The 16,661-nt window shown below is 37.7% G+C and carries 14 protein-coding genes; 6 read left to right on the top strand and 8 right to left on the bottom strand.

Features of this window, described 5'->3' with window-relative positions; all coding sequences use genetic code 11:
• Positions 1–185 precede the first annotated feature (185 nt).
• A complete protein-coding gene (gene fabV, locus FAZ19_RS08255) occupies positions 186–1,385 on the top strand; it encodes an enoyl-ACP reductase FabV (RefSeq protein WP_136820235.1) in 1,200 nt (399 codons plus the stop codon).
• Positions 1,386–1,533: 148 nt separating this feature from the next.
• Here fabV and FAZ19_RS08260 read toward each other — a convergent pair whose 3' ends face one another.
• Positions 1,534–3,225, bottom strand: a complete 1,692-nt coding sequence (locus tag FAZ19_RS08260; protein WP_136820236.1) for a DNA polymerase/3'-5' exonuclease PolX — start codon at positions 3,223–3,225, stop codon at positions 1,534–1,536.
• 344 nt (positions 3,226–3,569) lie between these two features.
• On the opposite strand from FAZ19_RS08260, the gene FAZ19_RS23850 reads away from it, so the two are divergent.
• The 3 genes from FAZ19_RS23850 to FAZ19_RS08270 all read left to right on the top strand — a co-directional run bounded on the left by FAZ19_RS23850 (position 3,570) and on the right by FAZ19_RS08270 (position 5,978).
• Complete coding sequence (locus FAZ19_RS23850; RefSeq protein ID WP_169305609.1) at positions 3,570–3,722, top strand: hypothetical protein; 153 nt, start codon at positions 3,570–3,572, stop codon at positions 3,720–3,722.
• Between the two features lie 790 nt (positions 3,723–4,512).
• On the top strand, positions 4,513–5,166 hold the full coding sequence (locus tag FAZ19_RS08265) for a response regulator transcription factor (RefSeq protein ID WP_136820237.1): 654 nt from the start codon (positions 4,513–4,515) through the stop codon (positions 5,164–5,166).
• A 302-nt stretch (positions 5,167–5,468) separates the two neighbouring features.
• Positions 5,469–5,978 (top strand): RNA polymerase sigma factor, encoded by a 510-nt coding sequence (locus tag FAZ19_RS08270; protein WP_136820238.1) that lies wholly within the window; start codon positions 5,469–5,471, stop codon positions 5,976–5,978.
• 85 nt (positions 5,979–6,063) lie between these two features.
• On the opposite strand, the gene FAZ19_RS08275 is transcribed toward FAZ19_RS08270, so the two are convergent.
• The 6 genes from FAZ19_RS08275 to FAZ19_RS08300 form a co-directional block, all read right to left on the bottom strand.
• Positions 6,064–7,863, bottom strand: coding sequence for a glycoside hydrolase family 15 protein (locus tag FAZ19_RS08275; RefSeq protein ID WP_136820239.1), 1,800 nt, complete (start codon positions 7,861–7,863; stop codon positions 6,064–6,066).
• Positions 7,856–10,069 carry a bifunctional alpha,alpha-trehalose-phosphate synthase (UDP-forming)/trehalose-phosphatase gene (locus FAZ19_RS08280; RefSeq protein WP_136820240.1) on the bottom strand — a complete coding sequence of 738 codons (2,214 nt, stop codon included), beginning with the start codon at positions 10,067–10,069 and terminating at the stop codon, positions 7,856–7,858. Before FAZ19_RS08280 ends, FAZ19_RS08275 begins: the two co-directional genes overlap by 8 nt.
• A 330-nt stretch (positions 10,070–10,399) precedes the next feature.
• A complete protein-coding gene (locus FAZ19_RS08285; RefSeq protein WP_136820241.1) occupies positions 10,400–11,719 on the bottom strand; it encodes an NAD(P)/FAD-dependent oxidoreductase in 1,320 nt (439 codons plus the stop codon).
• Positions 11,720–11,900: 181 nt separating this feature from the next.
• Complete coding sequence (locus FAZ19_RS08290) at positions 11,901–12,233, bottom strand: 2Fe-2S iron-sulfur cluster-binding protein (RefSeq protein ID WP_136820242.1); 333 nt, start codon at positions 12,231–12,233, stop codon at positions 11,901–11,903.
• Positions 12,234–12,247: 14 nt separating this feature from the next.
• Positions 12,248–13,252 carry an NAD(P)/FAD-dependent oxidoreductase gene (locus FAZ19_RS08295; RefSeq protein ID WP_136820509.1) on the bottom strand — a complete coding sequence of 335 codons (1,005 nt, stop codon included), beginning with the start codon at positions 13,250–13,252 and terminating at the stop codon, positions 12,248–12,250.
• Between the two features lies 1 nt (position 13,253).
• Positions 13,254–13,697: a MarR family winged helix-turn-helix transcriptional regulator gene (locus FAZ19_RS08300; RefSeq protein WP_136820243.1), complete on the bottom strand. Its 444-nt coding sequence runs from the start codon at positions 13,695–13,697 to the stop codon at positions 13,254–13,256.
• 218 nt (positions 13,698–13,915) lie between these two features.
• Between FAZ19_RS08300 and FAZ19_RS08305 the strand changes: the two genes are divergently transcribed.
• Positions 13,916–14,134 (top strand): hypothetical protein, encoded by a 219-nt coding sequence (locus tag FAZ19_RS08305; RefSeq protein ID WP_136820244.1) that lies wholly within the window; start codon positions 13,916–13,918, stop codon positions 14,132–14,134.
• A 37-nt stretch (positions 14,135–14,171) separates the two neighbouring features.
• Here the strand turns inward: FAZ19_RS08305 and FAZ19_RS08310 are convergent, their stop codons facing one another.
• Positions 14,172–15,167 carry an acyl-ACP desaturase gene (locus FAZ19_RS08310; RefSeq protein ID WP_136820245.1) on the bottom strand — a complete coding sequence of 332 codons (996 nt, stop codon included), beginning with the start codon at positions 15,165–15,167 and terminating at the stop codon, positions 14,172–14,174.
• 243 nt (positions 15,168–15,410) lie between these two features.
• Here FAZ19_RS08310 and FAZ19_RS08315 point away from each other — a divergent pair, with 243 nt between their 5' ends.
• Positions 15,411–16,634: an aminotransferase class V-fold PLP-dependent enzyme gene (locus tag FAZ19_RS08315; RefSeq protein ID WP_136820510.1), complete on the top strand. Its 1,224-nt coding sequence runs from the start codon at positions 15,411–15,413 to the stop codon at positions 16,632–16,634.
• Positions 16,635–16,661: the final 27 nt, after the last annotated feature.

Consider the following 16,661-nt stretch of genomic DNA (forward strand, 5'->3'; position numbering starts at 1 on the left):
ATCAAAGATTCAATCGACCAAATAAAATAAAATTCGGAAACCCAAATTTTACGCACTGGAATTTCACTTTACTATTGCTCCATCTCTTAGAAGATTACTAATAAGCTTGGTTATTGCAGTATATTCCTTAAAAATTGCTTAATTTGTACCTTAAATTAAAATTTGAAACTTGTTAATATAAAAACATGATTATACAACCACGTGTAAGAGGATTTATTTGTTTGACGTCGCATCCCGAGGGAACGGCTCAACATGTTAAGGATCAAGTTGAATACGTAAAATCGAAAGGTAAAATAGCCGATGGCCCCAAAAAGGTATTAGTCATAGGCGCCTCTACTGGATTTGGATTAGCCTCTCGTATTAGCGCGGCTTTTGGTGCTGACGCGGCTACTATTGGCGTATTTTTCGAAAAGCCCGCTGCGGCTGGTAAACCAGGCACCGCTGGGTGGTACAATTCTGCTGCTTTTGAAAAAGAAGCGCAAGCAGCGGGTCTATACGCTAAAAGTATTAACGGCGACGCATTCTCCGATGATATTAAACAGCAAACTATTGATTTGATAAAGAAAGATTTAGGACAAGTAGATTTAGTAGTGTATTCATTGGCATCTCCACGTCGCACCCATCCTAAAACAGGTGTAGCACATGCTTCGGTTTTAAAGCCTATTGGACAGAGCTTTACAAATAAAACAGTTGATTTTCATACTGGCGTGATTTCCGATATATCCATTCAACCTGTAGAAAACGAAGAGGATATTACAAATACCGTAGCCGTAATGGGAGGTGAAGATTGGAAATTTTGGATTGAGGATTTAAAATCTGCAGGAGTATTGGCAGAGGGGGTTAAGACGGTAGCCTATTCCTACATTGGTCCTGAATTAACTTACCCAATTTATAGAAACGGCACAATAGGTCGAGCGAAAGATGATTTAGAAGGAACGGTTCCTGCGTTGAATGAATTGTTAAAAGATCTTGGGGGAATTTCTTATGTATCGGTAAATAAGGCATTAGTAACTCAATCCAGTTCGGCAATACCCGTCGTGCCTTTATATATTTCGTTGCTTTATAAGGTAATGAAGGAAAAGGGCATTCATGAGGGAACTATAGAGCAAATGCAACGACTGTTTACTGAACGATTATACAGTGGTGATACAATAGCGTTGGACGAAAAGGGACGTATCCGTGTAGATGATTTGGAAATGCGTTCTGATGTACAAGAAGAGGTCGCTAAATTGTGGGAACAAGCTACCACTGAGAATTTAGAAGAGATTTCCGATATCAAAGGATATAGAAAAGATTTCTTTAACCTATTTGGCTTTAATCTCGATACGATTGATTACGAAGTAGATACAAATGAAGTCGTAAACGTACCTAGCATCCTCGGTTAATTTCATAACGTTATATTCTTTAATAGGTCTGCAAGTCTATATTTGCGGACTTATTAAAGAAATAATATTTTATCGTTTGAGCGATAGCTCTGCCATAGGTCCTTTTTTAATTTGTATAGTTATTAATTAATACGACCAATGAACTCCTCTACGTGTTCTTCTTACTAAGCACTTTTGATTTTCTATTGGAAAAATATACTGAAATTTCACTTAAACCATATGTGTTTAGGCAATTTTCTTTTGATAGCCCGCCTTTTCTTGCGGCAAACACGCCATAGTGCATGTCTAATAAGCCTTCTGTACGATGCGCATCGGGATTAATAGACAACAGTACTCCCTGAGCAAGTGCATACCTGTGCCAGCGCCAATCCAAGTCTAGACGTAATGGATTCGCATTAATTTCAATGACGACATCATTAGAGGCACACGCGTCAATGACCTTTTTGTAATCAATAGGATAGCCTGCTCTAGACAAAAGCAATCTTCCGGTGGGATGTCCTAAAATTGTAGTGTACGGATTTTCAATTGCTTTTATTAATCGTTCTGTGGCTTTTGATGCTTCCATTTTTAGGTTGCTATGTACAGAAGCTACTACAAAATCAAACTTTTCCAAAACCCTATCCGGATAATCCAGTGAACCATCGGACAGAATGTCGGATTCGATACCTTTGAATATTTTGAATGGTGCTAATGTTTTATTCAAATGATCTATCTCTACCCACTGTTCTTCTAGTCGTTCAATAGATAATCCATTTGCATAAACAGCTGTTTTAGAGTGGTCGCAGATTCCCAAATAAGCTAAGCCTAGTTCTTCTTTAGAATATCGGGCCATCTCAGTTAGCGTATGTACGCCATCGCTATAGGTAGAATGGTTGTGTAATGTTCCTTTAATATCTTGAAAAGTAATCAGTGTGGGCAATTGATTAACTTTAGCTAATTCAACCTCGTCAAAACCTTCCCTGAGTTCAGGTTCTATATAGCTTAATTTTAGCTGTCGGTATATTTCTTCCTCAGAACTCAATGCCGGCACTACGGTTTGTATTTGTTTTATTAATTCGAGATGCTTTTCAGAGCCGGTAGTTATAACTAATTCTTTGGCATATAAGTCTTCCGGAGCAGAATAAACGACAAAAGAAAAATTGTTCTCGTCTTTGAATGAAATACTGCGCTTATCCTCACTCAAAATAATCTCATTATTCAGTTTTTCGATTGCTTTATAGATTTCGTCGGCTGAAGCATCTGACAAAAGTTCTATGTTAGTTAGTATTTCGCATTTGCGTCTAAATTCACCAGTAAAAGAAACGCGATACGTAGGTAGTTGATTTTTTAAATGTGTATAAACCTGATTAGCGGAAGGTAGTGCTTTAGCGTAAAGTATCCATCCTTCATTAGCAATAGTAAATTCGATCGATCTCTTAATATCCTCTTGAGTTTTCAATCCGAAACCTTTGGCTTCAATTAAACGATTCTCATTACAGGCGTAATATAATTCACCAACGGATTCTATATTCAGATCTTTCCAAATAGCCTGTATCTTTTTCGGTCCCAATCCTTTGATATTAAGCATGTCCAAAATACCTTTGGGCGTCTTTGCTAGAAGATTATCTAGATCAGGAAAGGTACCGGAAGATACGACGAGCTTGATTCTTTCAGCAGTGCTTTTCCCGATGCCTTGCTGGCTACTCAACTGATCTAATGTTGCATCTATAGCTGAAAATGGCAATTTATCGATTTTAAATGAAGCACTTCCCATTGCTTTTGCGCGAAAAGAATTGTCATTGTGGAATTCCATCAATTGAGCGCAAAGTTTGAATACTTTCGCGATAGCCTTATTGTCCATTTTTAAAATATATAAAACCTGAAATTTTGTAGATTCAAACTTAGAAAAAATGCTTTGCATTCACGAATACCTTATGGATAAACACGTAATTCGCTTTTATTTTTTTATACCATAGAATCGACTTTCTTATGAAAGTGATTTCTGTCGTTGATTAACACCACCAGAAGTAATCTTATTAAATGTTTTAACGCGTATAACATTTGATGGTCTATATAAAATACTTAAAGGTATTGATATCTGCTACTTTACATTAAATATTAAAAATATAGTTTTGAAAAAAACCTTAAGCGTTGAAATGGGTTATACATATATACAAGTACGTTAATAACTAAAATATCAATCTTATGGAAGAGTGGAGAGAAAAAGTTGAAAATGATGAGGTGCCAGAAGTAGCAAAAGAAGAACCCAATGATAAGCCAGCCGCTAAGACATTAAATTGGACAATCCTTATTGCTGTAGTTTTGCTTACTATACTATATTTTATATTTTTCTATTAAGGACATTCAATTGCTTTAATAGGAAATGAAATATGACCCTAAATTGCGGGGTAGAGATATTAGCCATAGACTAGATACTGTGGTACGCTACTTGTTTCTTTAAAATTGATAAGCTTCCTTCCTTAAAAGCGAATAGAAGAATTTATTTCTATTGTGCAGAAATCTCAATAATACATTTTGGCACCTGATGTCAGCCGATAAGCTTTGAAAAAAGAGAGCTATCTTTATTATTTAAGCAGTTAACCGTTATTCATACATCGCCTGCGGAAGAGGGTGTTAATTGATCGATAAAAGAAATTAATACTTAAAATACTGCGTATAAGTACTCTAAATAAGGTTTTTTAGGGGTATTTGAAGAGATTGATTTTTATTAATTTATATATTTATAAGGTCTCATAAGCAAGTTGTAGTTTATTGTTAATTAATAGAAGATAGCGAACAAAAACTTTTTTTTCGTTTGTCTGTATATAATAGTGTCTACTAAGTTTTCTAGTTTAAAGCATGTGAAAAACTTGACTGCTATGATGAGTAAGAGTTCGGTACACTTAAAATTTACGAGGTTCGAATGCAAGCGAATTTAGAGTAGATTGCTTCTCGTTAATAAGTTTGCTAAGCCAAAGCTAAAAAGAGATCATTTGCAAGATACCATGAACGATTTGACGAACGACTGCTGTAGGTGACAGTTTTACCAAATATTGCAAATGAAAGTAGAGGCTATGAAAAACACACTTTTTAACGATCATGAGAATAGTAGGTGTATTATTAAGTAGTCTTTAAAAAATAGAGATAAATGATAAAAATAATGTTAGCCGACGATCATAAATTGGTCAGAGACGGCATTCGTCTGTTATTGGAAAGTCAAGAGGATATTGAGATAATAGGTGTGGCCACAAATGGGCAGGATGTGTTGAAGTTGTTGGACGAGGGTTTGCAACCCGATATATTGCTTTCCGACATAAGCATGGAACCTTTAGATGGTATTGAATTGACGAAAATTATTAGCAAATTCGAGATAAAGCCTGCTATTATTATATTATCAATGATGGATAATGAGCAATATATAGCTAGATCCTTTGAGTCGGGAGTTTCTGCTTATCTAGTAAAGAATGTAAGTTCGGAGGAACTACTTTCGGCAATTCGCTATGTAGCTACTGGTGGCAGGTATCTCTGTGAAGAATTGAGTATGCAGTATGTGAATAGATTAATTTCTAATCGAATGTCTTACCCAGATACAGTTGATAAAGTAGAACTGAATCTGTCAGTAAGAGAATTGGAAGTACTAGAGAAGCTAGGCGAAGGATTGACTAATAATGAAATATCTGATAAGCTTTTTCTCAGTAAGCGAACTATCGAAGGACATCGTCAGAATTTAATCCAAAAAACAGGCTGTAAAAATACGGCCTCATTAATAAAGTTTGCCGTGTTGAACGGTCTGATTAAATAGTTTCTATTTCTGAGTGCAACATGCTCATAAAAAATGGCCGTATCATATTTATTTGATACGGCCATTTGCATTCGCGGCAACTGGGGTTGCGCTACGGTAGAAAATATAAGTATTACCGTATATGTACGTGCCTTTATTTTCATAAAACGTTTTCTTAAGGTGGGTTATACTTGTTTTGTGCTATTTCAGCGTAATCAGCATAAAATTTGATATTAACGTAATGATTACAGACGAGAGGGAGACCAGTTTTTGGTCGTGTGATATTTGCATTACTGAAATTTTAAACCCTTAAAGAATTTTTTATGGACAGAGTACAATTTAACAGCCAAGTGCTAGGACAGAGTAACCTACTACAAGACTACGCAAAAAATCTAACCAAAAACTATGATGACGCTAATGATCTGGTACAAGAGACCATGTTAAAGGCGGTACATTATTTTGAAAGTTTCAAAGAGGGCACTAATTTGAAAGGGTGGTTAGTAACAATTATGAAAAATACGTTTATAAATAACTACCGACGTACTGTCAAATCTAAGTCTGTTATTACGGTTGAGGAGGAGATTTCCGCTACTAATTTACGCTATTCCGCCTCTACTAATCGTGGGGAAAATAAATGCATGTTGGATGATATTAATTATGCGCTGGCGAAGCTGCCCGAAGATTTGTACGTGTGTTTTATTATGTTTTATGAAGGATACAAGTATGATGAGATAGCCACACATCTTGCTATTCCAGTCGGTACAGTGAAGACTAGAATACATATAGCCCGAAAAAGACTGAAATCAACTTTATCGAGCTATAAGTTAAATTAGAAGGGTGTTTTACCATACCCTACAGGCAAAAGGCAGTCTTATGATATACTGCCTTTTGCCTATAGCCAGGGGTCAATAGTCAACATTAATCGGTCAGAAAGATTGGCTTATCCAATTTAGTTGCAATACGATAGGCCGCGTTCATAAGTCCCACGTGGCTATATGCTTGTGGAAAATTACCCCATTGACTTCCATTGTCTTCGTTAATGTCTTCACTGAAAAGCATAAGATGATTACCGTATTTTAGTAATTTCTCAAAAATCTCTTTTGCTTCATCAACACGTCCGACGCAGGCCAAAGCCTCTACGTACCAAAATGCGCAAACTAAGAATGTGGTTGTGGGCTTACCAAAGTCGTCACGATGCAGGTATCGATAGAAGAGTCCGTCTTTTCCTTTTAATTCTTTTTCCAGCCCCTCGAGATGGTTTTTTGCACGTTCGCTACCGGGTATGAGATAATTCATCATAATCAATTGGAGTGTGCTTGCGTCGAGGTTGGTACTACCCACGGCATTAGTATAAAGCTTCCGATCACTATCATAACAACGTTCGATATAATCAGCAGCTTTGTCTTTCAATTTCTCGGCACGATCTTTTATATCTTCGTAACCATTTTGATTTGCTATCTTCAGTGCCGCTGAAGCACCAGCCCACTGGAAGAGATTGGAATAAGCATGGTGATTTGCGAAATTTCTGAACTCCCAAATTCCCGCATCTTTTTCATCAATGGTCATTTCGATCTTTTCCAAAATATACAATAACCAATTTTTGACATCTTTTCTCTCGTCTACAGGAAAGCGGTAGTCTGTAAAAAGTGGCAACAGTGCAATCATCGCTTGTCCATATACATCATTTTGAATATGTTCGTATGCCTGATTACCGATACGAATAGGTTTGTTGCCTAGATAGCCATCGAGGTGGTCAAGTGTTTCTTCGTATAGTTCTTTTTTGCCTAGAATTCCATAGAGTGGTTGAAGTCTCCCTGCGTCTGTTTGGGTAATTCCAGCTACATAAGATGCAAATTTTTCCATTTCTTCAAATTTGCCAATATGCGCCAGCGCTGTTAACACGTAGAAGCTATCTCTTACCCAACAATATCGGTAATCCCAGTTCCGGCCTGAACCCGGGGACTCGGGAAGGCTAGTTGTACTCGCAGCGATAATGGCTCCTGTATCCTCGTATTGATGCAGTTTGAGTGTAAGTGCAGATCGGATGACAGCTTTTTGGTAAAAATTAGGAATATTCGCCTTTTTCGTCCATTCCCTCCAATATTTTTTCGTCTTATGCAGAAAATCTTCTGCAGTGCTTTCTAGTGGTGCTTCGAATAATCCTCCGTAAGTTAAAACAAAATGCTTTTTTTCATTAATGATAATATAACTCTCCTCCTTATCAAAGAAATGACTAATAGGGATATTAGTCGTTAACCGTATGCTTTCTTTCGTATTGTAATATTGAACATGATTGCTTCCTCTTGATCGTTTAAAGCCTTCTTTTCCATAAGAATAGCGTGGTTTACAATTTACTTTAATCTTTGGATTGCCATAAAGAGGTTCGAATATCCGGACAAGCATGAGCGGTTTATAATACCGTTCATATTGATTGAATCTCGGAGCAAAGTCAATTACTTTAAATCCCGCATTAGGTCCTTTGATTTCAGTAACTAAAATATTGGTATTTTCTAGATAATACTGTTCCTGACTATCAATCGGACCTTCCAGATTAAAGGAAAATTCTCCCCCTAAGTTTTCATCTAACAATTTTCCGAAAATAAAACTATCTTCAAAAGAGGGCCAACACAACCAAGAAATATTTGTGCTCTTATGGACGTGAGCTATAAAAGAACAGTTTCCTATTATTCCACTTTCATAAATATGCTTTTTATTCATATTGTACTATATTTTCTACATTTAGTTGAGTAAAAGATTTTAAAAATTTCAATGCATCGATTTGACTGTCGACATAAAATTTAGCATGCGATTGCTTATCTCCCACTTTTACAGAGATTGTGTTTGATGGGAGTTCCTGAAACATATCCTCGTCCGTTGTATCATCGCCTATGCTTAATATAAAATCCGGAGTGATGGTATTAACGAGTTCTAAAGCTGCTTTTCCCTTATTTGTCTGCAGTACTTTTATTTCTACTACCTCATCCCCATGGACAACTTGCAATCCGTAGTCGGCAGCAAGGTTTTTTAATTGTACAATAAGATTGTGTGCTTGCAACAAACCTAAACCTTTCTGGACTTTACGGTAGTGCCACGCTACTGCATACGATTTTTCTTCAATGGAAGCTCCGGGAGTTCGATCGGTATAATATTGTAGTATTTCTTTGATATGCATCTTCCATTTATTGGAAATACCTTTTTTAGAGCGCCATTTCTTATCTGGATAATTACTCCAGATACCGTGTTCTCCGATCAGATACACTGGCTTTTTACCAAACCATTTTTCTAGTTCAAGATGTCTACGTCCGCTAATGATTACGACAGTATTATTTGGATCCGCGGTAAGGGCGTCAATCAAACTATATACCTCCTCCGTAGGAACAGCTTTATCGGCATTTATATTTATACCAACCAATGTACCGTCATAATCTAAAAAGAATAAGCGATTTACACTATTTGTGTATCTGTCGTGTATCGCTGACCGAATGGAATGAGCCACTTTACGTGCTAATTCTTTTCGTTGAAGATGCTTAGTTTCCTGTAATTTTTCCATGAATAGCTTTACCCAATGATGCACATGGAATTTTTCAACAATATGCTGGCAGGCTTGTATTCGTTCTTTTTGCTCTTTCACAGGCATATTGAGCGCATGATATAACGATGAACTTACTTTTATAGAGTCGTGTGGATTAATGAGTATGGCATCGGTTAACTCTTTGGAGGCACCCGTGAATTCACTTAAGAGTAGCACTCCTCGTTGGTCGCTTTGCTTGCTGGCTATGTACTCTTTGGCTACGAGATTCATTCCATCGCGGATTGAGTTTACCAGACAGACGTCAGCAGCAACATACAAGGCTGACAACTCATCACTAGGAATAGATTGATAAAAATAGGCGACTGGACTCCATCCCGGCTTACCATAGACCGCATTAATGTTGCCTACCAGTCGGTCAATATCGTTACGTAGTTTTTTGTAAGCGGAGACTTCATCTCGTGAAGGTACAATCAACATGTAAAGTACGATCTTTCCGATCACTTCTGGATGGGATTTTAGCAATCGTTCTAATGCGTGGAGTCGTTCTATTATCCCTTTACTGTAATCCAGTCGATCGACGGAAAGCACTATCTTTTGATTTTTATAATATTCTTTTACTTCCTTAGCCTTTTGCATCACCTCACGGTTTAATGCGGCAGTTTTGAACTTTTCGTAATCAATTCCCATTGGGAAAGCTTCTACAAATATTCTTCGTCCATTATATTTCAGATTATTATAATGTGCTTCCATATGCAAGTTGTTGCTGCAGGAATTAATAAAATTTTGAGAATCTTCAAATGTATGGAACCCGATCAGATCTGCTCCCAACAGACCTTTTAAAAGATGACTACGCCAAGGCAACATTCTAAATAATTCTTCGGGAGGAAAAGGAATATGATGAAAATATCCTATGGTAAATGACGGGTCCTGCTTTCGTAACAGCTCAGGAAGTACCATCAACTGGTAATCGTGAATCCAGATATTCGTATCGTTATCAAGATGTCTTAGTGCTTCCTCAGCAAACTTTTTGTTAACGTTTAGATAACTGTTCCAATATGACTCGTTAAAATCAATGAAACTTGGCCTATAGTGGCATAGCGGCCATAATACGGCATTAGAAAAACCTTCGTAATATCCTCTTATATCCTCTGGTGTCAGAAATACGGGAATTAGATTGAGTGCGTGAAGTTCCTTACGAATGAAGTCTTCTTCTTCTAAGTTTTTTGGAATAATTCCAGGCCAACCTAACCACCACGATCCATCTTCACGATAGAATGATCCCAGCCCTGTCGCCAAACCTCCCTCACTGCGGGTTACTATTAATTTGTTCTTTTTTCTTTCAATTTTTACGGGTAATCTGTTAGAAACTATAAATGTTTTTCCTGTTGTCATAATGCGTTTAGATGTCGTTTTATAAAACCTCTACGATATACATTTGTTTAGAAAGATTTTTTAACACGTATTTATACGTGTTAAAGATACTTTTTTAAATGTTGAAACTGTAGGGAAAGCTTGCCAAAACCGCATTTTAAACAGCTGCATATTCCTTATGGCGATTTTCCAATCCGGATGGGGAATCTAGGAAAACAATGAATGGATTTTTTACGCCCCTACCAGCCATTAGCGGAAGCGTTATAAAGAAACTTCCACTAATGGTTAAAATTGGTTTTCCAAAGAAACAGAATAAAATATATTTTTCTCTGTTTCTTATTTAAGTGGGGACTAAGATGGTTCCACTATTTCTTTTTGACCCCTAGTCGGGTCAGGTCTATGGTACTTATTGACAATTAATCGAATACCAGAGTTTTTCGTTAAGAATTTAATTGACCAATTTACAAAAGTGACCACTTTGTTACGGAATCCAAATATAGAGACTAGATGGACAAACATCCAGGTCATCCAGGCAATAAACCCCTTTAGGTGGATTTTACCCATATCGACAACAGCTCTATTACGTCCTACAGTTGCCATTGACCCTTTGTCAAAATAGCTGAAATCGGCCGCAGATTCGATTCCTGATACTAAACCTGAGATGTGTTCCGCAACGTATTTTCCTTGTTGCTGAGCCACAGGAGCAACTCCAGGAAAGCCTTTTGGGTTTTCTGGAGTCAGCATCGCAGAAACATCTCCAATAGCATACACGTTATCTAAGCCTTCTACCTGACATTTCCCATTCGTACGGATCCGATTTCCACGTTCTATAATTTCCGGATTTATACCTTCCGGATATTGTCCTTTTACGCCGGCTCCCCAGATCACTGTTTTTGTAGGAATGCTTTCACCATTACTAAATCGGATGGTATTTCCATCGTACCCTGTAACCTGTGTGTTTAACATTATTTTCACACCCAACTCATTTAAGTATCGTTCTGCATCCCGTGAAGATTTTTCAGATAGCGCTCCTAGTATTTGTCCTGTTCCTTCAATAAGAAATACCTTCATTTCATGTTCTGAAAGTTCGGGATAATCTTTCTTTAGCATATGGAGCTGGATTTCAGCAATGGCTCCTGACAATTCCACTCCAGTAGGTCCGCCACCCACGACCACAAAGTTAAGGTAACGCTCCCTTTCCGACATATTTTTGCGTAATACAGCCTCTTCCAGATTTTGCAAAACATAACTTCTGATATTTAACGCCTCTTTGATACTTTTCATTGGTAAAGAGTATGTTTCTACTTCTTTATTCCCGAAAAAGTTCGTCGTAGCACCAGTAGCTATCACCAGGTAATCGTAATCGTAACTGCCAACGGAAGTGTGTACCATCTTCTGCTCTGGATCAATATGAGTTACTTCTGCTAAACGGAATCTAAAATTATGTTGTGACTTAAACATCTTCCGGATCGGAAATGAGATGGCATCTGAAGCTAATGTACCTGTAGCAACTTGATACATCAGAGGTTGAAACGTATGGAAGTTGTTTCTATCGATTAATAGCACTTCTAAATCTTTATCCTTTAGTTTGCGAGCTACTTCTACACCACCAAAGCCACCTCCAATAACAATGACGCGGGGGAAAGAACGTTCAGAACGGGTCAACAACATAAAATCGTTTGTTTAGTTTTGTTTAAAAAATTATAGCCCAAATATCCTAAAAATTTACTTCATTTCAGTAATTATTTTGCAATAATATCGGATTAAATATTGTTCGAAAGATGCATTTTTAGCGTAAAAACACAGTTTATTATGCTAAAATCCAGTTTGCTTAGTGTATAAAGTACACATTTTATTGTAAACTACCTCTAATTTTGAGGCGTAATCCGTTGTGCTCATTTTTCAAACGTAATTGACAAGCCAGTCGGCTATAGCTGTCGGCGTCGGGTAAAGTGTCAAGCATGTCGAGTTCCTGATCTTCTACTTCTGGCAGGTTTTCAATACCGTCTTTAACTTGTACATGGCAAGTCGCACATAGGGCCATACCACCACATGTAGCTACAATTTCATATTCCGAAGCTTTTAAGATTTCCATCAAACTAAGGTTGACGTCTGTCGGGATCGCTATATTATTCAACGTTCCATCTCGATCTTCCACTTCTATTGTAATGATGTTTTCGTCCATATCAATAACGTTATTTAAAAAATATTAACACCGTTTACGGTGGTGTACTTAAAACTCAATTTTTGATCCGGATACACATATTTGAAGGCACTTTGCATCATCAAAGCTGCTTCGTGGTAACCACAAAGGATCAGTTTTAACTTTCCGGGGTAGGTATTGATATCTCCAATCGCATATATACGCTCAATATTGGTAGAATAATCAAATGTGTTTACTGCGATAGCATTCTTATCTATGTTTAATCCCCAGTTGGCAATTGGGCCTAGTTTTGGGGTTAGGCCATAGAGTGGGATGAAATGGTCTGCTTCTATCAAAAACTCCTCTTTAACCTTATTCACTAACTTAACATGTGATAATGAACCATTGCCTTGTACACCCAATAGATTGTGGGATAATAACAAGTTTATTTTACCTTTTTTCGCTAACTCATAAACTTTGTCTGCAGAGTCCGGAGCTCCTCTGAAACTGTCACTGCGGTGTACTAATGTAATTTCTTGGGCAATATCACTCAAATAGATCGTCCAATCCAGGGCCGAGTCACCACCGCCTGCAATCACTAATTTCTTTTCTCTATAGATTTCTGGATTTTTAACCATATAATCAACCCCTTTTTTTTCAAAATCAAAAATACCTTCTACATCAGGTTTTCGAGGTTCGAAACATCCTAATCCTCCTGCCACTACTATCACCTGGCAATGTATTTTTGTGTTTTCTGAAGTAGACACGACATAGGATCCATCAGTTTGTTTCTCCAGGGCGTCCACGCGTTCTCCTAATGTGAAAGTGGGAGAGAAAGGTTTTATCTGCTCCATTTGCTTATCAATTAGTTCTTGTGCTTTAATGGCTGGATACCCTGGGATATCGTATATCGGTTTCTGTGGATAGATTTCAGATAACTGTCCGCCAATTTGAGGTAATGCGTCAACAAGATGACATCTCATTTTGAGCAATCCAGCTTCAAATACCGCAAATAGCGCTACTGGTCCGGCACCTATTATACAAATATCGGTTTGTATTATGTTATTCATCTTTAATCGTTAAATTAGTATAAATTGTATCCAAAATTCGAACGAAATCTTTAAAATCTTCTTCGGAAAGATTTTGCCAGGCCTGCATACGAAACTCGGCAACCTTGGGTGCAATCTGATTGATCTTCGTGACACCGTTTTCCGTAATACGTAAGGTAAGGCACCTTCGATCAGAAGGGTGGACAGCACGTTCCGCCAGACCTTTTTTTATCAGTAGGTCAATTATTCGTGTGAATGTAGGTTGATCTTTTCCACAAAGTTCCGCTAGCTCTTTATTAGTCATCGCCGAATTTTCATGAATAATGCGCATGGCTGTCCATTGATCAACAGTTAAATCGAAATTGTTTTGCGCAAATGCTGTTTGTGCAAACTGCTTCACCCGTCTAGCTGTACGGTCGAGAATAAATGAATATTGATTGTATTTTTCTTTTAGCATGACAATTATTAGTATAACAAATATAAGCATATTAGTTGAGAGAGCAAAGGCTTTAAGAAAAAGCCAGTCAAATAAATACGCTTTTTATAACGTCAAATACCTAAAGTGTGTCAAAGGGATAAACGAAACTTAATAAGAGGAGTTAACCAAGTAAGTCTAATTTTCGTACAGATAAACAAAGTATTATGAAAAGATCTATTAAATTAGTTTTCGCAACCATGACGTTGTCAGTCTTATTCGGGTGCGACAATCAAAAAACGGTTAGGGATGGCGATGATGTTCCTGTTTCGCGTCAATATAATGATAACATCCAGGGCGGCATCATCGGCAGTGATTCGATATCGTCAGATACGGGCAATATTCAATATAGAGATACGGCTTCATCTAATCCTACGGCGATTCCACCTCCAACACCAGAACCTCAGCGTGCTGAATAATTTAGTCTGCATTGCAGGCTAAATTATTCAGATCTCCTTATCCGTAAATCCACTTGAATTTATATTCTTTCTCTGGGATTTTAATTCTTTCTGCTAACCGGGTAAGCCGGTCAGGTAGGCGCATTAAATAATCTCGGGCTTTTTCACCATGCGCATTTAGGCCTGAAACTTGATCGATTTTCCAGTCGGTAATAAGCTCTTTTAAAATGTCAACATAATCTAATGCAGTGTATACATCCAATCGTTGTGCTGCATCGGAGAAGTGTGCAAATGCTTCACCCTGAGGTTCTCCAGCCTCCCTTAAAAAATGAGCCGGCATGACAATTTTCTTGCGCATCATATCTTCAAAGGCTAACATCACTTCACTTGGATCCACCACGAAGGCGTGGGAGACAAAAGACATATAAGCTTTGGCGTGACGGGCTTCATCGGCGGCTATAACGCCGCACATTTTTGCTAACAGTTTATCTCCATTTTTTTTAGAAATTGCTGCTACACGTCGATGGGATACGTTTGTGGCTAACTCTTGAAACGAAGTATAAATAAAGTTTCGGTAAGGGTCTGCTCCGGTACCGATATCAAATCCATCTTTAATTAAGTATTGAGTACTCATTTCAAACTGACGCATGTCTACACGGCCAGATAAATACAAGTATTTGTTTAGAAGGTCACCGTGTCTGTTTTCTTCCGCAGTCCAGGCACGAACCCATTTCATCCATCCGCCTTGTTCATTTTTGTCGACATGCTCTACCATCGTTAACCATGATTCATAGGTAGGCAGGGCTTCTTCTGTTACCGTATCTCCGATAAGCACAGCTACTAAGTCATACGGAAGTTCCCTGGCACTTTCCTGTAATTCTTTTACCTCTTGGAAAAAAGTGTCTCTAGAGGAATCGGGCAAGAAATCAGCCGGTTGCCACATCTGTTCGACCGGCTTAAGGTACTCGCTCATTTCATTTAACATGAACGGCTCTAAATAAGCCATAACTTCTTTTCTTGACCCTTCTGGAAGATTTAATGGTAATTCTTGCATAGTATGACAAAGGTAATCAAATTCGATTTAATTAAAGCCGTATATTTCCCATTATTAAAATCGAAATGACACAGAAATGTTTAAGACCTTTCCGGAAATAAAAATGCTCATAATGTTCCAAAAGCTTCAAAAGATCGTGTGTAGTTGTAATGTACGATTACGTAGGATAAAAGATACATCCAGTTGACTTTTTTTGAAGAGATAAACCTTAGATTTGTAATCTATTAAAAAGAGGATGTTATGTTGAAAAATTTCGATATCAATAAAGTAAGAGCAGATTTTCCTATTTTGAGAAAACAGGTAAATGGCAAGCCCTTAATATACCTCGATAATGGTGCAACTACACAAAAGCCTACAAAGGTTATTGATGCTATCGTATCTTACTATTCAGACATGAATAGTAATATTCATCGAGGCGTCCATTATCTAAGCCAAATTTCCACGGATGCATTCGAAGTGACTCGTCGCAAAGTCCAGACATTTATTAACGCGGAGTATGAACACGAAATAATTATAACAAACGGTACGACCCATTCGATTAATCTTGTTGCTAATTGTTATGGAAAAGCGTTCGTGCATGCGGGCGACGAAATCATAATTTCAGCAATGGAACATCATTCCAACATCGTTCCGTGGCAAATGCTCTGTGAGGAAAAGGACGCCAAGTTAAAGGTTATTCCTATGGACGAACGAGGCGTACTGGATATGGAGGCTTATAAGGATTTATTATCTGATAGAACGAAAATCGTATCAATTACTTATGTTTCCAATGCATTGGGGACAATCAATCCAATAAAAGAAATTATCAGGTTGGCACACGAACGTAATGTGCCGGTTCTAGTAGACGCTGCTCAGGCAATACAGCATCTAAAAATTGATGTACAAGAACTGGATGTGGATTTTTTGACTTTTTCAGGGCATAAGATGTATGGACCTACAGGAGTGGGAGTACTCTATGGGAAGCAAAAATGGCTGAATGCAATGCCTCCATATCAAGGTGGTGGTGATATGATTAAGGATGTGACGTTTGAAAAAACAACATATAACGAACTACCACTCAAATTTGAAGCAGGTACACCGAATATCGAAGCTGGAATTTGTCTGGCAAATGCCATTGATTACATTGAAGAAATAGGGCTAGATCAAATAAAAGCCTATGAGGACGAATTATTGAACTATGCAACAACACGCTTAGCAGAAGTAGAGGGGATAAAATTCATCGGTACTTCTGCGCAAAAATCTTCTGTCATATCTTTTGTAATAGAAGGTGTTCATCCATACGATGTAGGCGTTATTCTGGATAAATTAGGAATTGCAGTTCGTACAGGACACCATTGTGCCCAGCCCGTAATGGATCAGTTTCATATACCAGGAACGGTTAGAGCTAGCTTAGCAATGTATAATACCAAAGACGAAGTGGATAGTTTGGTTGAAGGAGTGAAACGTGCCGTAAACATGTTAAAATAATTCTTTTATTATTCATTACTTATTATT

The organism is Sphingobacterium alkalisoli (assembly GCF_005049105.1).
In the GTDB taxonomy this organism is placed as follows: domain Bacteria; phylum Bacteroidota; class Bacteroidia; order Sphingobacteriales; family Sphingobacteriaceae; genus Sphingobacterium; species Sphingobacterium alkalisoli.